Source organism: Lysobacter changpingensis (assembly GCF_017308985.1).
GTDB classification, from domain to species: domain Bacteria; phylum Pseudomonadota; class Gammaproteobacteria; order Xanthomonadales; family Xanthomonadaceae; genus Lysobacter_J; species Lysobacter_J changpingensis.
The window spans coordinates 1,286,479-1,307,858 of the sequence record NZ_JADWPE010000003.1 but is presented as its reverse complement, the minus strand read 5'-3'; the positions used below and the strand labels follow the sequence as shown (position 1 = coordinate 1,307,858).

Annotated in this window: 17 protein-coding genes; 11 read left to right on the top strand and 6 right to left on the bottom strand. The window is 68.1% G+C overall.

The genetic code is table 11. From position 1 onward, the window contains the following. Positions 1 to 394: 394 nt before the first annotated feature. Both I4U41_RS12995 and I4U41_RS12990 read right to left on the bottom strand, forming a co-directional pair. Entirely contained in the window at positions 395 to 1,777 is a 1,383-nt protein-coding gene (locus tag I4U41_RS12995; protein WP_206861506.1) for a serine hydrolase, read from the bottom strand. Positions 1,778 to 1,979: 202 nt separating this feature from the next. Next, a complete protein-coding gene (locus I4U41_RS12990) occupies positions 1,980 to 3,560 on the bottom strand; it encodes a choline dehydrogenase (RefSeq protein WP_206861505.1) in 1,581 nt (526 codons plus the stop codon). Between the two features lie 201 nt (positions 3,561 to 3,761). Between I4U41_RS12990 and I4U41_RS12985 the strand changes: the two genes are divergently transcribed. The 3 genes from I4U41_RS12985 to I4U41_RS12975 all read left to right on the top strand — a co-directional run bounded on the left by I4U41_RS12985 (position 3,762) and on the right by I4U41_RS12975 (position 5,950). After that, on the top strand, positions 3,762 to 5,096 hold the full coding sequence (locus I4U41_RS12985) for an NTP/NDP exchange transporter (protein ID WP_206861504.1): 1,335 nt from the start codon (positions 3,762 to 3,764) through the stop codon (positions 5,094 to 5,096). Between the two features lie 186 nt (positions 5,097 to 5,282). Then, on the top strand, positions 5,283 to 5,558 hold the full coding sequence (locus I4U41_RS12980) for a Rossmann-fold NAD(P)-binding domain-containing protein (protein ID WP_206861503.1): 276 nt from the start codon (positions 5,283 to 5,285) through the stop codon (positions 5,556 to 5,558). Positions 5,559 to 5,596: 38 nt separating this feature from the next. Next, entirely contained in the window at positions 5,597 to 5,950 is a 354-nt protein-coding gene (locus I4U41_RS12975) for a DUF1304 domain-containing protein (protein WP_206861502.1), read from the top strand. A 10-nt stretch (positions 5,951 to 5,960) separates the two neighbouring features. On the opposite strand, the gene I4U41_RS12970 is transcribed toward I4U41_RS12975, so the two are convergent. Together I4U41_RS12970 and I4U41_RS12965 are read right to left on the bottom strand one after the other, a co-directional pair. Beyond that, positions 5,961 to 6,428, bottom strand: a complete 468-nt coding sequence (locus I4U41_RS12970; protein WP_206861501.1) for a hotdog fold domain-containing protein — start codon at positions 6,426 to 6,428, stop codon at positions 5,961 to 5,963. Between the two features lie 76 nt (positions 6,429 to 6,504). After that, the gene (locus tag I4U41_RS12965; protein ID WP_206861500.1) at positions 6,505 to 8,973 is read right to left on the bottom strand and encodes an acyl-CoA dehydrogenase; all 2,469 of its coding nucleotides are present in this window, start codon (positions 8,971 to 8,973) and stop codon (positions 6,505 to 6,507) included. A gap of 283 nt (positions 8,974 to 9,256) precedes the next feature. Between I4U41_RS12965 and I4U41_RS12960 the strand changes: the two genes are divergently transcribed. The 8 genes from I4U41_RS12960 (at position 9,257) to I4U41_RS12925 (ending at position 17,201) form a co-directional block, all read left to right on the top strand. After that, positions 9,257 to 9,940, top strand: a complete 684-nt coding sequence (locus I4U41_RS12960) for a TetR/AcrR family transcriptional regulator (RefSeq protein WP_206861499.1) — start codon at positions 9,257 to 9,259, stop codon at positions 9,938 to 9,940. Positions 9,941 to 10,010: 70 nt separating this feature from the next. After that, positions 10,011 to 11,816, top strand: a complete 1,806-nt coding sequence (locus I4U41_RS12955) for a phosphoenolpyruvate carboxykinase (GTP) (RefSeq protein WP_206861498.1) — start codon at positions 10,011 to 10,013, stop codon at positions 11,814 to 11,816. Between the two features lie 7 nt (positions 11,817 to 11,823). After that, positions 11,824 to 12,411, top strand: a complete 588-nt coding sequence (locus I4U41_RS12950; RefSeq protein ID WP_206861497.1) for a 2OG-Fe(II) oxygenase — start codon at positions 11,824 to 11,826, stop codon at positions 12,409 to 12,411. Positions 12,412 to 12,436: 25 nt separating this feature from the next. Continuing rightward, on the top strand, positions 12,437 to 13,471 hold the full coding sequence (locus I4U41_RS12945) for a hypothetical protein (protein WP_206861496.1): 1,035 nt from the start codon (positions 12,437 to 12,439) through the stop codon (positions 13,469 to 13,471). After that, complete coding sequence (locus I4U41_RS12940; protein ID WP_206861495.1) at positions 13,468 to 15,063, top strand: tetratricopeptide repeat-containing sulfotransferase family protein; 1,596 nt, start codon at positions 13,468 to 13,470, stop codon at positions 15,061 to 15,063. Before I4U41_RS12945 ends, I4U41_RS12940 begins: the two co-directional genes overlap by 4 nt. Positions 15,064 to 15,089: 26 nt before the next feature. Beyond that, complete coding sequence (locus I4U41_RS12935) at positions 15,090 to 15,692, top strand: RNA polymerase sigma factor (RefSeq protein ID WP_242525139.1); 603 nt, start codon at positions 15,090 to 15,092, stop codon at positions 15,690 to 15,692. Beyond that, on the top strand, positions 15,689 to 16,213 hold the full coding sequence (locus I4U41_RS12930; protein WP_206861494.1) for a hypothetical protein: 525 nt from the start codon (positions 15,689 to 15,691) through the stop codon (positions 16,211 to 16,213). Before I4U41_RS12935 ends, I4U41_RS12930 begins: the two co-directional genes overlap by 4 nt. 73 nt (positions 16,214 to 16,286) lie before the next feature. Beyond that, positions 16,287 to 17,201 (top strand): DUF4097 family beta strand repeat-containing protein, encoded by a 915-nt coding sequence (locus tag I4U41_RS12925; RefSeq protein ID WP_206861493.1) that lies wholly within the window; start codon positions 16,287 to 16,289, stop codon positions 17,199 to 17,201. A gap of 181 nt (positions 17,202 to 17,382) precedes the next feature. Here I4U41_RS12925 and I4U41_RS12920 read toward each other — a convergent pair whose 3' ends face one another. Together I4U41_RS12920 and I4U41_RS12915 are read right to left on the bottom strand one after the other, a co-directional pair. Further along, positions 17,383 to 18,042 (bottom strand): TIGR02466 family protein, encoded by a 660-nt coding sequence (locus tag I4U41_RS12920; protein WP_206861492.1) that lies wholly within the window; start codon positions 18,040 to 18,042, stop codon positions 17,383 to 17,385. 96 nt (positions 18,043 to 18,138) lie between these two features. Beyond that, on the bottom strand, positions 18,139 to 21,162 hold the full coding sequence (locus I4U41_RS12915) for a TonB-dependent receptor domain-containing protein (RefSeq protein WP_206861491.1): 3,024 nt from the start codon (positions 21,160 to 21,162) through the stop codon (positions 18,139 to 18,141). Between the last annotated feature and the right edge of the window lie 218 nt (positions 21,163 to 21,380).

Here is a 21,380-nt window from a genome sequence, read left to right as displayed (position 1 = left end):
CCCATCCCCAACCCTCCGCTGCATTCGCAGGCGAGGGAGCCTTTCGCAGGCGAGGGAGCTTTTGAGCCCCTCGCCGTCCGGGAGAGGGGACGGGGTGAGGCGCGACGGAGTGATGACGGCTCAGTTCGCGGGATCCCGCTCTCGCAGAGGCGACGAGCGTGGTTCAAACGCCGGTGGATTCCCGCCTTCGCAAGGACGAACCGCGCGAGCGAGGACGCCTACGCAGTCGCCGTGCTCCACATGCGAGAGATGCGAGCGAACTCGTCTGCGCGCCGGCGCTCTCGTAGCCCGGGTAAGCGAAGCGCACCCGGGGTGAGCGTGGCAGGCCCCGGTGCGCTTTGCTTACCCGGGCTACCGGACCAGCAGCCCCATAAGAAGCGCCGCGCTTCGCCGTTTAATTCGGCGCCGCCGTCGAAGCCGAAGCGTGCGTGCCCGGCGCGTGCGGCGCATCGGGCGAGGCGTCGTCCGACGACTCGGCGTACAGCGTCGGGTCGATCTCGTCGTCCAGCCACTGGCCGGGCGGCAGGCCCAGCGCGGTGTCGAGGATGGTCGGCAGCATGCCCGAGGGCAGCGAGCTTTCGCTGTTCCACAGCATCGCCACGCCGAAGTCGAGTTCCGGCACCACCGCGATCAGCCCGCGATATCCCTGCACCGCGCCGCCGTGGAAGACCACGCGATGGCCGGCGTAATCGTAGGTGCGCCAGCCCAGCGCGTAGCCGGCGCTGGTGAGGCGGGTGCGGCGCCATGACGATCCGCGGATCTCGCTCGGCGTATCGACGACCGGCTGGTGCAGCGTGGCGAGCAGCGGCGCCGGCAGCACGTCGGGACGGTGGCCGGTGTGGGCGAGCAGGTACTGCGCCATGTCGCTCGCGCTGGCGTTGACGCCGGCGGCCGGCAGCACCTGGTAGTAGGTCGTCTTGGGCATCAGCGACACCCAGCCGCCACGGCCGCGCACGTGCGGACGCGCCCAGCTCGGGCTGGCCTGGATGCCTTCCAGTCCCAGGCTCGCATCGTTCATGCCCAGCGGCTTGAAGATGCGGCGCTGCACTTCCTGCGCGTAGAAATCGCCGGTCGCGGCGAAGACCATGTCGCCGACCAGGCTGAAGGCGACGTTCTGGTAGCTGTAGCAGGTGCCCGGCGCGCACTGCAGCGGCGCGTAGGCGAGCTTCTGCGTCAGCGTGCGGTAATCGACGTACTGCTCCAGGTCGCGATCGAACGCGTTGTGCGTCAGGCCCACGCGATGGCTGAGCAGGTCGGCGACGGTCAGCTGCTGCGAGGCCAGCGGATCGCTCAGGCGGAAGCTCGGCATGTAATCGACCAGCTTGCTGTCCCAGCGAAGCGAGCCTTCGTTGACCAGCAGGCCGGTCATCGTGCCGGCGAAGCTCTTGGACAGCGACGCGAGGCGGAACACCGTGTGCGAATCGACCGGCGTGGCGTGGCTCGTGTCGGTGATGCCGTAGCCGCGCGCGCTCAGGATGCGTCCGCCATGCACCACCGCCATCGCAAGGCCGGGGACGCGCTGGTTGGCGACGAGCTGCTGCGCCATCGATTCGAACTGGCGCACGTCGAACGCGGCGGGCAACGGAACCGAGGGCGGCAGCGGAGCAGCGGGCTGCGCCGGCTTGCTGGTCACCCACTTGGCGTTGGCGGTGACGAGCGACGGCGAGCCGGAATGCTGCGGCGTCTGTGCGGTGGAACCGAGCGTGAGCGGAAGGAGCAGTGCGATGGCGGCGAGGCGCGGGAGTGCGCGCGAAGGCTTTTTCACATTGCTTTTCATGGCCTTCGCCCCTGCTTCACGATCTCGCGGGATCATAGCGCCAATCTCAGGGGGCAGGGCAACAGTCGGCAACATGGCCCTGATTTTTCAGGCTTTAGCGGACTGCGTCGCAGTTCTCCAGCCGCTGTTTTTCGCATTCACCTTTGTCGAAGCGCGCACGGCCGTGAAGATTGCGCGAATTCGCCGCGCCCGCTTGCGCGAATCAGCCGGCGCGGGTGAGCTCCGACGCGCGCTCGGCGATCATCATCGTCGGCGCGTTGGTGTTGCCTCCGATGAGGGTCGGCATCACCGAGGCATCGACCACGCGCAGGCCTTCGACCCCGCGCACGCGTAGTTGCGGGTCGACCACCGACAGCGCATCCGAACCCATCCGGCAGGTACCGACCGGGTGGTAGATCGTCTCGGCCTTGGCGCGGATGAAGGCGACCAGGTCGTCGTCGTCCAGGTCGTCGCGGGCCGGGAAGATCGGTGCGCCTCGATATGCATCGAAGGCCGGTTGCGCGAGCAGTTCGCGTGAGAGCTTCGCGCATTCGACCATCATCTTCAGGTCGAAGCCCTCCTCGTCGCTGAGGTAGTTCGCCTCGATGCGCACCTGGTCGCCGGCGTGGCCGCTCATCAGGCGGACGCGACCACGGCTGCGCGGGCGAAGGAAGCACGCATGCACGGTGTAGCCGTCGCCCGGCAGGCGATGGCGGCCGTGATCGTCGAGCATCGCCGGAACGAAGTGCAACTGGATGTCGGGCCGTTCGTCCGGCGCGAAACGCGAACGCACGAAGCCGCCGGCCTCGGCGATGTTGCTCGTGCCGATGCCGGTGCGACCGCGAAGGTAGTAGTCGAAGGCGATGCGCGCGTCGCTCAGGCGGTCGTAGGTGATCGGCTGCGGGCAATGGCGCAGCGTGCAGATGTCGAGATGGTCCTGCAGGTTCTCGCCGACCTGCGGTGCGTCGACGACGACGTCGATGCCGTGCCGGCGCAGCTGCATCGCCGGGCCGATGCCGGAGAGCATCAGCAACTGCGGCGAATTGAGCGCGCCGCCGCTCAGCAGCACTTCGCGCGCGACGGGCTCGTGGTAGGCGCGGCCCTTCGTCGTGTAGATCACGCCATCGGCGCGGCCCTTGCGGAACGTGATGCGGTTGACCTGCGCGCCGGTGACGATGGTGAGGTTGCGCCGCTCGCGCACCGGATCGAGGTAGGCCACCGCGCTGGAGCATCGCGCGCCGTTCTTCTGCGTGACCTGGTACAGGCCGAAGCCTTCCTGGCGCGGGCCGTTGAAGTCGTCGTTGACGGCGAAACCGGCTTGGCGCCCGGCTTCGATGAAGGCGTGCGAGAGCGGATTGCTGTGTCGCAGGTCCGAGACGTACAGCGGGCCCGCGTCGCCGTGCAGCGCGCCGCCGCCGCGCGTGTTGCGTTCGCTGCGACGGAACCAGGGCAGCACGGAATCCCAGTCCCAGCCGGTGGCGCCGCTGGCGGCCCATTCGTCGTAGTCGCCCGGCACGCCGCGCGTGTAGCACATGGCGTTGATCGAACTGGAGCCGCCGAGCACCTTGCCGCGCGGCCACCACAGGGTGCGGCCGTCGAGCGCCGGCTCGGGCGCGGTGTGGTAGTTCCAGTTCACCCGGCGGTTGTGCACCAGCTTGGCCAAACCGGCCGGCATGTGAATGAAGGGATGGCTGTCGCGCGGACCGGCCTCGAGCAGCAGCACCTTCGCGTCGGGATCGGCGGAGAGGCGGTTGGCGAGCACGCAGCCGGCCGAACCGGCGCCGATGATGATGTAGTCGTACACGTGTGCCTTGCCCTTGCGCCGCTTTCGTCGTGCCGGTCTGCCGACGTTGCCGGCCGACCGTAAGCGGGGCCATTAGAGCAAATGCTCCCTCGGGGGAGGAGGGAGCGGGTTCGAGCCGCGAAGCGGACCCGCAATCCGCACTGCGAGCGCGCCACGCGCCGCAGGTAAACTCGCGCCATCCTCGCCCGGAGCAGCACCGCGATGCCGCAGCCACACGACGATCGCGTTCCCTCCGAACCGGCGACCCGGCGCGTGCGCGGCGGGGAATGGCCGGCGGTGGGGCTGTCGTTCGCCTACTTCTTCTGCGTCCTGGCCGCGTACTACGTGATCCGCCCGTTGCGCGAGCAGCTCACCGCGGCGGTGGGTTCGACCCAGCTGCCGTGGTTCTACGGCGCCACCTTCATCGGCACGCTGCTGCTGACACCGGTGTTCGCCTGGCTGATCGCGCGCTATCCGCGGCGCATCGTGGTGCCGCTGGTGTACCTGTTCTTCATCGCCTGCCTGTTCGCGTTCGTGCCGCTGTTCGCCCAGCCGTCGCTGATCGGGCCGCGCGCGCTGGGCATGACGTTCTTCGTCTGGGTGAGCGTGTTCAACCTGTTCGTGGTGTCGGTGTTCTGGATCTTCATGTCCGACATCTGGACCCTGGAGCAGGCCAAGCGCCTGTTCCCGATCATCGCGGTGGCCGGCACCTGCGGCGCGCTCGCCGGCCCGACGCTCACCGCCACGCTGGTGAACATCATCGGCGTGGCGCCCCTGCTGCTGGTGTCGGCCTCGCTGCTGGGAGGGGCGGTGGTGTGCATCGTCCTGCTCGGGCGATGGGCGCGGACGCACGGCGAACGCCGCTTCGAGGCCGCGCACGAAGCGGCCGTCGGCGGCGGCATGCTCGATGGCCTGAAGCAGGTGTTCACCGATCCGTTCATGCGCAACATGGCGATCCTGCTGCTGCTCGCCGATGGCATCGGCACGGTGAACTACGCGCTGGTGGTCGACTATTCGGGCGCGACCTTCACCGATGCGGTTTCGCGCACCGCCTTCGCCGCGCGCGTCGACCAGATGTCGAACGTGCTGACCGTGCTCACCCAGCTGACCCTCACGCGCTGGCTGCTGCCGCGCCGCGGGCCCGGCGCGGTGATCCTGGTGTGGGCGGTGGTGAGCATGCTCGCGCTGTCGCTGGTGGTGTTCTCGAACGACCCGCACGCGCCGCTCGCGCTGGGCTTGCCGGCGGTGGCGATCGCGCTGATCGTCAGCCGCGGCCTCGCCTACGGCATGGCCGAACCGGCGCGCCACAGCCTCTATGCGCGTGTGCCGCGCAACGTCCGCTACAAGGGCCAGAACGCGGTGGATACGGCGGTGTGGCGGTTCGGCGACACCGCCATCGCGCTGAGCATGAACGCCCTGCGCGCGCTGGGCGTGACCACCGGCAGCTTCGCCGCCATCAGCGCGTTGGCCGCGCTCAGCGCGGCGACCATCGGCTGGCGCCTGTCGCGTCGCGTCGAAGCCGCACCGCCGCCGCAGGCACAGCCCGCCACGCCGTGACCTCCGGCGGATGGCGGCGCGCACCCGCCGGCGCACGCTGCCGCAACCTGGGCTTCCCCGCGCCCGGTTCCGAAGGATCGACATGACCCACCGCCGCGATGTCCTCCAGGCCGGGCTCGCCGGCGCCGCCCTGATGGGCCTTCCCGCGTTCGCACGGAGAAGGCCGCCAAGCCGCTGCAGAGCCTGGTGCTCGGCGGCACCGGTTTCCTCGGGCCGCATTTCGTCGAGGCGGCGCGCGCGCACGGCCACACGCTCACGCTGTTCAATCGCGGCAAGACCAATCCGACGAAGTTCGTTGGCGCCAAGGGTGTGGAGATCCTCCACGAGGACCGCAGGACCGACCTCAAGGCGCTGGAAGGCGAGCGCCGATGGGATGCACGCCGGGATGACGGGCTGCTGCAGGATGACGGGGCGGACGACGGGCTGCAGGATGACGCCCTCGAACCCGATCAGGTACGTTGACGCGTAGCGATCGTCGAATCGCCCGGGGGACCGCACGCATGTCCATCCTCACGCTGACCCTGATCGCCCTCGTGGCGCTCCTGCACGCGTACTTCCTCGCGTTGGAGATGTTCCTGTGGACGCGCCCACCCGGCATGAAAGTCTTCCGCCTCACGCGCGAGAAAGCCGAAGCAACCAGAACGCTCGCCGCGAACCAGGGCCTCTACAACGGCTTCCTCGCCGCGGGCCTCGTCTGGTCGATCATCGACGAACGCCGCGACGTCGCGACGTTCTTCCTCGCATGCGTCGTCGTCGCCGGCGTCTACGGCGCCGCCACGGTCAACAAGCGCATCTTCCTCGTGCAGTCGGTGCCGGCGCTGCTCGCGCTGGCCGCGCTGTGGTTGGTCGGCTGAGCCGGCCCGTTCACTTCCTCGGCGACACCCACATCGCGATCGACGCGCGGAACACCGCTTCGCCCGCGTCGTTCTTCACGATCACCGTGACGGGCAGTTCGTAGCCCGACGCCGATTCCACCAGCGGAACGTCCGGTGTCGCGACGCCGTGCATCGTGCCGGTCGCCTTCTTCAGGTATTCGACCGTCATGCCCTTGGGAATCCAGCGCATCGACGTCGGCAACGACGCATCCGTCATCACGCCGGCCGCCAGTTCGGCGAGGTTGCACAGCGCGATCGCGTGCACCGTGCCGAGGTGGTTGTGCACGCGTCGGCGATCGCGGATGCGCACCTCGCAGCGGTTCGGCTCCAGCGACACGAAGCACGGCGCGATCGTCCCGAAGTAGGGAGCCTTGAAGCAGACCGCGCGCGAGAACAGCCAGTGGCCGGCGGGCCAGCGCGTGATCCTGCGATACAGCGAGAGCAGCGGCGTCGACATTGGATGCGTCCTTCGTTGGCCCGACAGCACGACGGCGGGACATGCCCGCCGTCGTGCTGTCGTTGCGATGTTGCCGTCAGGCGGCGTAGCGGCTGTCGCGCTTGCCGATCTGCGAGGTGGCGGCGCGCAGTTCTTCCGGATCGAAGTCGTCGACGCTGATCGTGTCGATCGTCAGCTCGCGCAGTTCTTCGAGCTGGCGGCGTTCGTCGGCGGTGATCCAGCCTTCGCGCACGCCCTCGTCCAGCTGCGCGGCGAAATCGTGCGCCTCGATGCCCTTCTGCTTCAGCGCCTTGAGGAACTTGCGCTCCACCGGCTCGGCCAGCACGGCCTTCTGCAGGTAGCTGGCGATGCGCCCACCCGGGTTGTTCGCGGTCGGTTCGGTGAACACGCCGACGGCGAGGCGGTCGCGCGCTTCGTTCGGCGACATCAGCAGGGACGCGACCTTGTGGCCCAGGCGATCGCTCGGGTACTGCGCGCGACGGCCCAGCGGGAACACCAGCGCCCACAGCAGCCAGCCGATCGGACGGATCGGGAAGTTGCGCAGCGCGCCGGAGAACGCCTTCTCGATCTTGAAGGTGGCGTTGTGGATCGACCACGCCAGCAGCGGCTGGTCGGTGACCGGACGGCCTTCGTCCGCATAGCGCTTGAGCAGGGCGCTGGCGATGTACAGGTTGCTCAGCACGTCGCCCAGACGTCCCGACAGCGATTCCTTGAACTTCAGCTTGCCGCCGAGCAGCAGCATCGAGGTGTCGGCCACCAGCGCGAGCGCCGCGGAATAGCGGTTGAGCTTGCGGTAGTAACGACGCGTGTACGCATCGCCAGGCGCGGCGCCGATCTTGGCGGCGGTCAGGCCGAACCAGAACGAACGCACGGCGTTGGAGATCGCGAAGCCGATGTGGCCGAACAGGTTGCGGTCGAACTCGCGCAGGCGCTCGTCCGGATCGGGCAGCGTCGCCGCCTTCATTTCCTTCAGCACCCACGGATGGCACAGGATCGCGCCCTGGCCGAAGATCATCAGCGAGCGCGTCATGATGTTCGCGCCTTCCACCGTGATCATGATCGGCGCGGCCTGCCAGTTGCGGCCGGCGAAGTTGCGCGGACCCAGAATGATGCCCTTGCCGCCGATGATGTCCATGACGTCGCGCGCGACTTCGCGGCCCATCTCGGTGCAGTGGTACTTCGAGATGGTCGACGGCACCGCCGGCAGTTCGCCGCGCGCCACCGCCGCGGCCGAGGCTTCGGCCAGCGCGCTGATGGTGTACGCGTTGCCGCCGATGCGGGCGAGCGCTTCCTCCACGCCTTCGAAGCGGCCGACCGACAGGCCGAACTGCTTGCGGATGCGCGCGTAGGCGCCGGTGACCACCGCGCCGTACTTCGAGCCGCCCGAGGCGGTGGACGGCAGCGTGATCGAGCGGCCGATCGACAGGCATTCGACCAGCATCTGCCAGCCCTTGCCGGCGTAGGCTTCGCCGCCGATGAGCTGGCTGAGCGGGATGAAGACGTCCTTGCCGCGGATCGGGCCGTTCTGGAACGGGCTGTTGAGCGGCATCGCGCGGCGGCCGATCTCGACGCCGGCGGTGTCGCGCGGCAGCAATGCGAGCGTGATGCCGATGTCCTGCTTGTCGCCGATCAGGCCTTCCGGGTCGTACATGCGGAACGCCAGGCCGATGAGCGTGGCGACCGGCGCCAGCGTGATGTAGCGCTTGTCGAAGGTCAGCTTCACGCCGACCACGCGCGCGCCGTTCCATTCGCCCATGCAGACGATGCCGTAGTCGGGGATCGACGTCGCATCCGAACCGGCCCACGGACCGGTCAGGCCGAAGCACGGCACTTCACGGCCGTCGGCCAGGCGCGGCAGGTAGTAGTCCTTCTGTTCCTGCGTGCCGTAGTGCATCAGCAGCTCGGCCGGGCCGAGCGAGTTCGGCACGCCGACGGTGGAGGACACCACCGACGACATCGATGCGAGCTTCTGGATCACCTTGTGGTTGCCCAGTGCGGTGAAGCCCAGGCCGCCGTATTCCTTCGGCACGATCATGCCGAAGAACCTGTTCTTCTTGATGTAGTCCCACAGCTCCGGCGACAGGTCGGCGTCGACGTGGGTGATCTTCCAGTCGTCGATCATCCGGCACAGCTCGTTGACCGGGCCGTCGAGGAACGCCTGCTCGTCCGGGCGCAGCATCGGGCGCGGCTGGTTGTGCAGCACGTCCCAGTCCGGCTTGCCGGAGAACAGCTGGCCTTCCCAGCCGACGGTGCCGGCTTCGAGCGCGACGCGTTCGGTCTCCGACAGCGGCGGCAGGATCTTCGTGTAGAAACCCAGCAGCGGTTTGGTGATGAAGGGCAGGCGGATCTGCGGCAGCAGCAGCGGCACCGCGATCAGCGCGGTGATGGCCGCTGCGACCACCGTCGCCGTGCCGCTGGCGCCGAGCAGCCAGCAGGCGACCAGCGCGGTCGCGGTCAGCGCCGCCCACACTGGAAGGCGCAGGCGGTGGTAGGCGGCGATGGCCCCTACCAGCAGGAAGGCAATGAAGGGAATCGCGATGCTCATGACGGCGCTCCAGCAGCGGTGCGGCGATGCGTATTAAGAAGGTGAGTGGGTCGGTTCGCGATGATGCGCAGGCGCCATCCGGTCCGTTCCAGGAGCTCCTTCCAGGAACTCCTTTCTGGAAACTGCGGCGTTCAAGCGCGCGCATCAAACGCTTGCCATACGGCCGAGTATGGTAAGATTCCCGCGTTGCTGTCAACCGCACGCCGGCCTTCATGCCTTCTTTCGGGAGTCTTGACGGCCTGCATACTGTTACCGCCACTGGCGTATGGTTAAACTTGAAACCATGAGCTCAACCGCGCACACGAAGCCGGCGCAAACGAAGCCGGCCCAGCCAAAGCAGGCCCATCCCGATCAGGAAGGGGCTGGCCAGGACCGCGCAAGCGGGCAGGACAAGCCCGCACCGGAGCGCACCGGTCGGCTGAGCGCCGACGACTGGGCCCAGGCCGCACTCGATCTGATCGCCGAACAGGGCGTCGCCGCCGTCGCGGTCGAACCGCTCGCCCGGCGCCTGGGCGTCACCAAGGGCAGCTTCTACTGGCATTTCCCCTCGCGCGACGCGTTGCTCGTCGCCGCGCTGGAGCGCTGGGAGAAGGTCGAACAGGAAACCGTGTTCGGCCAGCTCGAACCCATTTCCGACCCGCGCGAACGCCTGCGCGCGCTGTTCACGCTGGTCGCGCACGAGTTCAAGTCGCACGTCATCTATTCCGAGCTGCTCAAGGCGCTCGACCACCCGGCGGTGCAGCCGGTCATCGGGCGCGTCTCCGAGCGCCGCCTGGAATACCTGACCGCTTCGTTCCGCCAGGCCGGGCTGAGCCGCACCGACGCCCAGCACCGCGCCCGCCTGCTGTACGCCGCCTACGTCGGCTTCCTGCAACTGAACCTGCAGTTGCACCAGGCGCGCATGCAGCACGATGAATTCGAGGCCTACGTCGAGCACATGATGGCCACGCTGATTCCCTCAGCATGACCCATCGGCATGATCGATCAGCCTGAAAACCAGTTTCCCTAAGCCGGCCCCCGCTGGAGGTAGTTCCGCAATGAATGCCATTTCCCATGACGTCGCCAAACCTGCCGTCGCGCCGGGGAGCGAGGGCAGCAAGCTCGCCGCGCTGAATGCCTGGGTCGCCGAAGTCGCCGCGCTGACCAAGCCCGACGCGATCCACTGGTGCGACGGCAGCGACGCCGAGAACGCCGCGCTCATCGCGCAGATGCAGGCCGACGGCACGCTGGTCAAGCTCAACGAGAAGACGCATCCCAACAGCTACCTGCACCGCTCGCATCCGGACGACGTCGCCCGCGTCGAGCACCTGACCTTCGTGTGCACCGCGCAGCGCGACGACGCCGGCCCGAACAACCACTGGATGTCGCCGGCCGACGGCCACGCGAAGATGGACGCGCTGTTCGACGGCTGCATGAAGGGCCGCACGATGTACGTGGTCCCGTACTGCATGGGCCCGATCGATTCGCCGCTGTCGCGCTGCGGCGTGGAAATCACCGACAGCCCGTACGTGGTCGCCAACATGCGCATCATGACGCGCATGGGCGCGCCGGCACTGGCGCGCATCGAGCGCGAGGGCTCCTTCGTGCGCGGCCTGCATTCGATCGGCGAACTCGATCCCGAGCGCCGTTTCATCATGCATTTCCCCGAGGAACTGACGATCAAGTCATACGGTTCCGGCTACGGCGGCAACGCGCTGCTGGGCAAGAAGTGCCACGCGCTGCGCATCGCCTCGCACCAGGCCCGTTCGGAAGGCTGGCTCGCCGAACACATGCTGATCCTCGGCCTGGAAAACCCGCAGGGGGAAACGCATTACATCGCCGCGGCATTCCCGTCGGCGTGCGGCAAGACCAACCTGGCGATGCTGATTCCGCCGGAAGGCTATCGCGCGAACGGCTGGAAGGTGTGGACGGTCGGGGACGACATCTGCTGGATGCGCCCGGGTGCCGATGGCCGCCTGTACGCGATCAATCCGGAAGCCGGCTTCTTCGGCGTCGCGCCAGGCACGTCGGCCAAGTCGAACCCGAACGCGCTCAAGTCGATCCAGAGCAACACGATCTTCACCAATGTCGGCGTCACCGCCGACAACCAGCCGTGGTGGGAAGGCATCGACAACGGCCAGCAGCCGGTCACCGACTGGCGCGGCAACGCATACGACGCGGCCAAGGGCCCGGCCGCGCATCCGAACTCGCGCTTCACCGTGAGCGCGAAGCAGTGCCCGAGCTATTCGCCGGAAGCCGAGAACGCCGCCGGCGTGCCGATCAGCGCGATCGTTTTTGGTGGCCGTCGCCCGTCGCTGGTGCCGCTGGTGTTCGAAGCGCGCGACTGGACGCACGGCGTGCTCGTCGGCGCCGCGATGGGCTCGGAAACCACCGCTGCTGCAACCGGTGCCGTGGGCGTGATGCGCCGCGATCCGATGGCGATGAAGCCCTTCTGCGGCTACAACTTCGCTGACTACTTCGGCCACTGGCTGTCGTTCGACAAGGCCGGCGCGAAGCTGCCGAAGATCTTCCACGTCAACTGGTTCCGCAAGGGCGACGACGGTTCGTTCCTGTGGCCGGGCTTCGGCGAGAACCTGCGCGTGCTGGAGTGGATGATCCAGCGCGTGAAGGGCGAAGCTGGTTCGGTCGAAACGCCGATCGGCCATCTGCCGAAGGACGACGAGATCAACCTCGACGGCGTGGAACTCACCGACGAAGCGCGGGCGAAGCTGTTCGGGTTCGAGCGCGAAGGCTGGCAGGCCGAATTCGCCAGCATCGGCGAGTACCTCGACGAGTACGGCCCGCGCATGCCGCAGGCGCTGAAGGACGAGCAGCAGCGCATCGCCAAGGCATTGGAGAACTGAGGCCCGCATGACGACAGCGAACCCAACAGCGCTAGCGGCCAGTCGTGAATTCGAGATCGATGGTCGTCCGCTGCGGGTGTTCGACGGGCATCTGCCCAACGTCGCCGATTACGTGCGCGGCCTGGCCAAGGCCGCGTTCACGCGCACCGAAGTCGCCCGGCCGGAAACGGCCGAGCACAAGCACTGGGCGACCGAGGTGAAGCTCGAAGCGCTCGTGCAGCAGCCGATCTTCGACGTCACCGCGCGCGCGGTGCTGGGCTTCACCACGCGCGAGTACGGCTACCGTCCGTACCGCGCGTACACCAACGTCGCCACCTTCGGCGACATGCTCTTCAGCCACACCGATTGCCTGCCCGACCAGCACGACCTCACCGCGCTGTGGTACCTGTGCGAGCACTGGGACCTGGAGTGGGGCGGCGAAACGATGTTCTTCGACGAGAACAACGAAGTGGCCGCCGCGGTGCAACCGCGTCCGGGCCGTCTGGTGATCTTCGACGGCGCGATCAAGCACGTCGGCCGACCGCCGAACCGCATCTGCTACGCGCCGCGCTACACGTTCGCGATCAAGTTCGAACGCCAGCGCGTTCCGGCCTGAGCGTCCATCACCCGTGGAGGGGCGTGTGGAAACCGCGAGCCTGGACGCAACGCCGCCGAGTCGCGCCGCCGACGCGCGCTGGTTTCCCGTCGACCTGCACGTGCCCGACCGCCGCTTCGAGATGGCGACGCTCGACGTCGACGTGCTGGAGCGTTCGACCTTCCTGGACACGCGGCTCGACGCGGCGCTGGGTTCGGTGGAACAGGTTCCGGCCGCGCGCCTCGCGGCGCTGCCTTCGCCGGAACGCCCGCCGGCATGGCTCTTCCACACTTCGTTCTGCGGTTCGACGCTGCTCGCGCGCGCCGTGCACCTGCCGGCGCACCAGGTCGCGTTGAAGGAACCGCTGGTGCTGCGTCGTCTCGGCGATGCGCGCCATGCCGGCTGGTCGATCGACGGACTGTGCGGCACGACCGTGCGCCTGCTGTCGCGCCCGTGGAGCGAAGGCGGCGGCGTGCTGGTGAAGGCCACGCACGCCGCGCTGAACATCGCGCCGGAGCTGCTCGACCTCTCGCCCGGCAGCCGCGCCGTGCTGCTGACCTCGACGCTCGACGATTTCCTCGTCTCCAACCTCAAGAAAACCGCGGAAACGCAGGCGAAAGTGCCCGCACTCGCCGAGCGCGCGTTGACCGCCGGAACGTTGCACCGCCGCCTTCCCGCGAACGCGCTGCAGCCGCCGGACGTGCTGTGCGCCGTGGCGCTGCAGTGGGCGGCGCAGCGCGATCTGCTGGCCAGCCTGGTGCGCGGGTACGGCGAGCGCGTGCGCGTGCTCGATTTCGCCACGTTTGCCGATGATCCCGAAGACACCGTCGCCGCCTGCGCGCGCTGGTGGCGATTGCCGGCGCCGGAAATGGCGGTGCGCGAACGCACGCGCGAGGTCGCCCATCGCAACGCCAAGGCGATGTCGGTGGAATACAGCGCACGGCAGCGTGCACAGGAAGCGCGGATGGTCGAGGAGCGCTTCGGTGCCGAACTCGCGCGCGCCCGCGAATGGGCCGAGCGTTTCGTGCTGCCGTTCCTCGATGCACCGTTGCCGATGAACCCGCCGCAGGAGTGGACATGACCGTCGCATCGCTGTGGCAGAAGGCCGAAACCTACGCCAGGCAGGGCCAGTGGGCCGCGGCGCTCACCTCGTACGACGGCGTGCTCGCGCTCGATCCCGGCCACGTCATGGCGATGCTGCGCGCCTCGCGCATGGCGCTGTCGCTCGGCCGGTATCGCGATGCGCGCGACTACGCCGTGCGCGCGCTGGCCGCCCGGCCGCAGGGCGACGAGGCGGTGCTCAATCTCGCCCGCGCGCTGCGGCTGTTCAACGAGCCCGCGCTGCTGATGGACTGCCTGGCGCATTCGCGCTGGCAGGAACGCCGCTCCGCCGCGTGGCTGACCGAAGTGGCGATGCTGGTCAGCACCAGCGGCGAGAACGACCTGGCGATGCAACTGCTCGACCTGGCCGTGCAGCGCGATGCACGACATGCGCCGGCGCGTTATTTCCGCGGCGTGGTGCACATGTTCTTCGGCCGGATGGACGAGGCCGAGCAGGAACTGGAGCAATGCATCGCGATCCTGCCGACCTACGCGCAGGCGCACTGGGTGCTCTCGCGCCTGCGCAGGCAGACGCCCGAACGGAACCATCTTGCGCGAATGAAAGCGTTGATCCCGCGCGTGCCGCCGGGCAGCGAAAGCCGCGTGTACCTGGCCTACGCCGTGCACAACGAGGCGCACGACGTGGGCGAGTACGAGGAGTCGTGGCAGGCGCTCGATCACGCCTGCCGCACCAAGCGCCAGCTCACGCCGCACGACCGGCCCGATGCGCGGCGCATGTTCGAGGGCCTGATGAAGCTGTGCGACGCGGACTTCGTCAAGGCGGGCCGGACGCACGCCGACGAGCCCGCGCCGTACCGGCCGGTGTTCGTGGTCGGCATGCACCGCTCCGGCAGCACGCTGCTGGAGCAGCTGCTGGGCGGGCATCCCGACGTCACCGACGGCGGCGAGACGTATTCGTTCGCCTCGCAGATGCGCTACTTCGCCGATTACCGCAGCCGCGGCGTGCTCGATGCCGAACTCGTGCGCCGCGCCGACAAGATCGATTACGCCGCGCTGGGCCGCCGCTTCCTGGAACACACCGCCCATCGCGCGCAGGGCCGCGCGGTGCTGACCGAGAAGCTGCCGTCGAACTTCCTCCATCTGGGCTTCATCGCCCGCGCGCTGCCGCACGCGCGCATCCTGCACATGGTGCGCGATCCGGTGGACACGTGTTTCTCGAACCTGCGCACGATGTTCTCCGACGTGAACACGTTCTCCTACGACCAGCGCGAACTCGCCGAGTGGTACGGCCAGTACCGCCGGCTCATGGCGCACTGGCATGCGGCGATGCCGGGGCGGATCCTGGACGTGCACTACGATGCGCTGGTCGAGGATCCGGAAGGCGTGATGCGGGGCGTGCTCGATTTCTGCGGGCTGCGCTGGGACGCGTCGGCGACCACGCTGGACCGCCCCGGCGCCGTGGCGACCGCCAGCAGCCCGCAGATGCGGGGCGGCATCATCAAGGGCCGCAAGGCGGCTTGGGCGCCGTACGCGGACAGGCTGGGGCCGCTGCTCGAAGGCCTGGCGCCGTGGCGTGAGCCGCAGGGCGCGCCGGTCGCAGACCCGACTTAAACCCGCGCCCCGTTCGGCGCATCCATATGGACATGCTGACCGTCGTGACCGAAAGCCTGACCGATGCCCCCGCCGTCCCGGACGACGGCAGCGAGGAACGCAGCCTGGTGGCAGCGGCGGCGCGCGGTGAAATGCGGGCTTTCGAGACGCTCTACCGTCGCCACGCCAGCCGCGTGCACGGTGTGATCGCCCGGCTGGTCGGCGGCCACGGCGCCCGCGCCGAGGACCTGACGCAGGAAGCCTTCGTACGCGCGTGGCAGGCGCTGCCGGCGTTCCGGTTCGAGTCGGCGTTCTCGACCTGGCTGCACCGGCTGGCGGTCAACACCGCGCTGATGGAACTGCGCAGCCGCCGCAGCCGCCCGCAGGACGAGGGCGACTCGGACGAGGAAATCTTCGACCTGATCGGCAGCGCCGATTCGGCCGGACACACCACCGCGCTGTCCATGGACCTGGAACGCGCCGTCGCCAGCCTGCCGCCCCGCGCCCGCGCGGTGCTGGTCCTGTACGACGTGGAAGGCTGGAAGCACGAGGAGATCGCCGCCGAACTCGGCATGGCGGTCGGCAGTTCGAAAGCGCAATTGCACCGCGCGCGCAGCCTGCTGCGCGACCGGTTGGGAGCACACGCATGAACATCCGCAACGACACCGGAGACGACCGCCGCGACGAGTTGCCCGACGCGCTGCGCTGGCAGCTTCGGGCGATGCGCCGCGACGAACCGCCCGGCCGCGACCTGTGGCCCGGCATCGCCGAACGCATCCAGGCGCAGCCGCGCCAGGTCGCGCCGCAGCGCCCGCGCTGGCTCGCGCCGGTGGCGATGGCCGCCACGCTGGCGCTGGCCGTCGGCGTGGTCGGCTTCTGGCGCACCGGCGGAAATACGCCGACGAACCCCGGCGCGCCGCGCGGTCCGCAGGCCTCGCTGGTCCAGCTCGAAGCGCAGGGCATGGCGCGCCAGTACCAGGCCGCGCTGATCGAAGTCGGATCGGGCCGTCCGCCGGCGGAACTGCAGCCGGCCTTCGACGAACTCGACCGCAACGCCGCGCTGATCCTCGACGCGCTGGCGCGCGATCCCGACTCGCGCCTGCTGCTGGAGCAGCTGCGCAAGACCTACGCCCGGCGCCTCGCACTCGCGCAGCGCCTCGCCTACGCCTGAGGTCGGCCGCGCCATGACGCACCCTTTCCATCGCCATTTCCAAGAACCGAAGCCAGAATCCCGGAGAACGTCCATGATCCGCGCCCACCTCCAACGCCTCGCATTCGGCCTGGCCCTGCTGATGGCGCACGGCGCCTTCGCCGCCACGCCGATCAACGAGTCGCGTCCGCTGGACCCGCGTGGCCGGGTCGAGATCGAAAACGTCAAGGGCAGCGTGCAGGTGCGCGCATGGGACAGGCCCGAGGTGAAGGTCGAAGGCAGCCTCGGCCAGGGCGTGGAGCGCCTGGAGATCGACGGCGACCGCGAACACCTCAGCATCCGCGTGAAGTACCCCAACCGCGACGGCACCATGTTCGGCAGCGGCGACAAGAGCGAGCCGACGGACCTGCGCGTGATGGTGCCGATCCGCGCGGATCTCGAAGTCGACGTGGTCTCGGCCGACGTCAACGTCGAAGGCGTGGCGTCGAACGAGCTGTCGGTGGAATCGGTCAGCGGTGAGGTCACCGTCGCTGCCGCGCCGCGCGAAGCCGATTTCGACAGCGTCAGCGGCGACCTGATGCTGACGGTGAACTCCAGCCGCGTCAGCGCGGAAACCGTCAGCGGCGACCTCACCCTGCGCGGCCGCCTCGATGGCGAGGTGAGCGTGGAAACCGTCTCCGGCCGCATCGACGTGGGCACGCTCGGCACGCGCGTGCAGAAGCTGTCGGGCTCCACGGTCTCCGGCGACATCCGCATCAACACCGCGCTGGCCACCAATGGCCGCATCATGCTGGAAACCGTCAGCGGCGACCTCGACCTGACGCTGCCGCGGACCCTGTCGGCGAACGTGCGCGGCGAGAGTTTCAGCGGCGACCTCAGTGCGCCGGGTGCGCAGATCAACCGTCCGAAGCACGGTCCGGGATCCAGCTTCGACCACCGCTACGGCAACGGCGATGGCGACGTGTCGATCGAGAGCTTCTCGGGGGATGCGACGCTGCGGTTGCAGTGAGGCGCCGCGTTGTCGGATGACGGATACGGCCGCCTTCGGGCGGCCGTTTTGTTTGTCGTATCCGGTCGATTCGACGGGGGCGCATTTGTAGCCCGGGTAAGCGAAGCGCACCCGGGAACGCGCCGAGAACCACCCGGGTGCGCTTCGCTTACCCGGGCTACAACAGCGACAGCGACAGCGCCTAGCCGTCCTTCATCCCGAACCAGCAGTTGAACGCGATCGTGATCCGCTCGTCGTCGCCGAAGAACGGCATCACCTCGTGCTGCAGCCATGACGGGAACAGCACCAGTTGCCCGGCCTGGAAGCGGATGTTCCAGGTGCCGTGGTGGTACGGCGCGCGCAGCCGCGCGTTGCCGGCGTCGAGGAAATAGTTGCTGTAGTGGTGCGGGTTGTGGAAGCGCAGCACGCCCGATTCGGGGCGATCCTCCGGCGTGGTGCCCGGATCGACGCAGTACACGCCCGACCACGACGCCATCGGATGCGTGTGGTTGATCGTGAAGCCGCCATTGCGCGTCACATGGAACCAGGTGTGTGAGAAGATCTGCAGCCGCTTCATCTCCTCGGCCGTATAGCCGTTGAGGTCGGCGATCGTGCGGCCCAGCGTGGTCCAGCAGAACTGGCGCAGTTGCTGGATGCACGCCTCCGGCCAGGCGAACAGGTTGAAGTCGCTCTCGAACACGCCCGGCTGCTGCTTCAGCGACGGATTGGGATTGGCGTAGCGCGCGCCTTCCGCCTCGCGCGCGAGGATCAACGCACGCAGCTGCGCGTTCAACACGGCCGCATCCGGCATCGTGTCCTGCGCGAAGGGAACCGAAAAGACGGGGCTGATCTCGAAGGCCATGCGGTCGCGGAGCGCGTTGGAAAGGTGGAGTGTAGCCGGATGAAGCTACGGCCTCTTGCGAGGCCGTAGCGGGTGACGCATGGCGCGCGGGACGGATCAGAACTTCTGCGAATAGCGGAAGTAGACGAACTGTCCCGGCAGGTCGTACTGCGGATCGAACGAGTTGGCGAACGAGGTGTAGGCGACCGGCGGGCCCTTGTCGAAGATGTTGTTGACACCCACCGTCACCTTCGCGTTCCACGGCGCGTTCCAGTACACGCTGACGTCGTGGTAGGTCGCCGCTCCGACGTGGTGCTCGTTGGCCGCCACCACGGTGAAGTCGTCGCCGCCGGCCGTGCCGTCCCAGATGCCGTTGCCGTTGGCATCGGTCGGAATGCTGCGGAAGCGGTCCGTGGTCGTGCACAACCAGCCGTAGCCGTAGTCCTCGAAGGTCTGGCAGGGCTCGGTCTGGTCGTCGTAGTAGCGCACGTTCCAGGTCGCGCCCCAGTCGCCCATCTCCCAGCGCGCCGCCAGGTTCGAACGCAGGCGCCAGTAGTTCAGCAGGTTCGGGCCGTCGTACTCGCCGACGAGGTTGCCGCCTTCGTTGGCGGCCATCTCGGCGCCGATGGCCGGCTCCTGGAAGATGTCCTCGCCGTAGATGCCGTCGCCGTCGTTGTCGTTGAGGTATTCCGACAGGTAGGTCGTGTCCCAGGTGAAGCTGAACTTGCCCCACGCGGTCTCGGGCAGGCGGTAGCTCACCGTCATGTCCCAGCCCTCGACCTTGGTGCCGCCGATGTTCACCGTGGTGTTGAGCAGCGTGAGGATCTCGCCGCCCGGCTGGCGCGAATACAGGTCGCACGTCGGCCCGGTGCCGCCGGAGTCGATGCACTGCTGGATGATCGGCGCGGCGCCGACGGTGGTGATCGCGTCCTCGATCTTGATCTTCCACCAGTCCAGCGAAACGTCGAGGCCTTCGACGAAGCTCGGGCTGTAGACGAAGCCGGCGGTGGTCGATTCGGCCTTCTCCGGCTGCAGGTTCGGGTTGCCGCCGATCGTGATGCGGATCTGCGTGTTGTTCTGCGCGTAGCCGCCATCGGGCACGCCTTCGGCGCGGCAGCGGGCCTGCGCGGGCGGCGTCTGGTTCCCGAAGTTGGTCTGGTTGCAGGGATCGCTGACCTGCGGGAACGAGTCGGCCTGGCCTGCGAACAGTTCGGCGATCGACGGCGCACGGAAGCCTTCCGACCAGTTGCCGCGGATCAGCAGGTCCTCGATCGGCTTCCAGCGGAAACCGAACTTGCTGTTGAGCGTGTCGCCGAAGTTGCTGTAGTCCGACCAGCGCGTGGCGACCGAGAAGTCCAGCAGTTGCGCACCGGTCACGTCGGCCAGCACGGGGATCGCCAGTTCCAGGTACGCTTCGTCGACGGTGTAGCCGCCACTGGTCGCGGTGCGCGCGTTGCCGGTCGTGTTGCCGGAATTGATGAGCGCGTCGGGCGAATCGTAGCCGTCCTCGCTGCGGTGCTCGTAACCGACGGAGAACCCCAGCGGCCCGCCCGGCAGGTTGAACAGATCGCCGCCGATGTTGGCGTAGTAGGTCTTCTGTGTGTAGCTGTACTCGTCGTGCGCGACGAAGGTGGTGTAGTCGAGCATCTCCTGCGTGATGCTGCCCACGCCGCCGAGCATGTTCATCGGGACGCAGCCGGCGATCGGCGCGTCGGGCGTGCCGCAGGTCGGGGTGCCATCGGCATCGATGAACGACGGCCCCAGCGCGTTGCCCAGCGAGATGACGTTGAACAGGCCGTTGGTCGTGTTGTTGGCCTTGTTGCGGCCGTAGAAGTAGCCCGCTTCCCAGTCGTAGTACTTCTCGGAAAAGTTGAGCGTGCCTTCGAACCCGGCGTTCATCGCGAAGGTCCGCACGTCCTGCTCGAAGCGGCGGCCGCCGGTTTCCACGGCGCGGCGCTGCACCCAGTCGATGTCCTCGCCGAACGGGTTGTAGATGCTGTCGGCGCTGATGACCACGTTGCCGGCGTTGGTGCCGGCGACCGGCACGCCGAGGGTGATCGGCATGGCCGCGAGCAACTGCTCGGACTGGCGCTCGTTGTAGGTCAGCGTGGTCTTGAAGCGGATGTCGTCGGTGATGTCCACCGACGCGTTGCCGAACACCGAGCGGCGCTCCTGCGGCGTGAGCAGGTAGTTGTCGGGCGCGAAGTTGTAGATGTCGTTGTTGGTGAAGTTCCGCCAGTTGGCGGCACCGGCACCGGGATCGTAGGTGAAGCTGCCGGGCGTGCCGTCGGGACGGCAGCGCGTGGCCGAGTCCGGATCGGCCGGATCGGTGAAGCACTCGCCGAACCGCACCGAGAAGTTGCCGTTGGGCGTGGTCGAGCTGCCGCCCAGCGCCGCACCGGTGGTGTAGATCGGCTCCTTGGAGATGTAGCGGTCGCCGGCCATGACCGGCTCTTCCTTGACGTAGCCGTAGCCCAGCATCGCCGAGAAGCGGTCGCCGCTGGTGCCGATGGTGAAGTCGTAGGACTGGCGGAAACCGTCGCCCTTGTCGTACATGCCGATGTAGGCGTTGGCTTCTGCGCCCTCGAAGTTCTGCCGCAGGATCACGTTGACCACGCCGGCGATCGCATCGGAACCGTAGATCGCCGAGGCGCCGTCCTTCAGCACTTCGATGCGTTCCACCGCGGCGGTCGGGATGGAGTTCAGGTCGACCTGGCCGCCCAGGCCGGTGCCCGATGCGCCACCGACCCAGCGACGGCCGTTGACCAGCACCAGCGTGCGGTTCGCGCCGAGGTTGCGCAGGCTCACGCCGGTATCGCCGTTGCCGCCGTTGTTGAAGGTGGTGTTGAGCGTGGAGCCGTTGGCGGTGATGTTCTGGATGACGTCGCCGACGGAGGTGAGGCCCTGCGCCGTGATGTCGTCGCGGCTGAGCGAGAAGATCGGCTGCGAGGTTTCGATGTCCGCGCGCTTGATGCGCGAACCCGTCACTTCGATGCGATCGAGGGTCGTGGCTTCCTGGTTGGAAGCCGGGGGCGGGGCCGGATCCTGGGCCTGTGCTGCGCCCATGCCGGCGGCCGTCGTCGTGCCGAGGGCCAGTGTCACGCGAATGGCGTCCCGGAGCTTCGTTGTTTTCGGATTCATCGCTCTCTCCAAGTCGGTCTCAGGTGTTCCCAGGGGAACCCGCCGGGCGGAGCAAAAAACCACGCCAAATCCGGCAAGGTCGGGCCGATGTTAGACCTGCGGAGCGAATACTTAAAGTGTTGTTAATCTTCAACTTCCTGAACGTCCGACGTTTCATTCCTGCAACGTCCAGACAAAACTACGGCCCCGTGAGGGGCCGTAGAAGCGGTGCAGTGGAG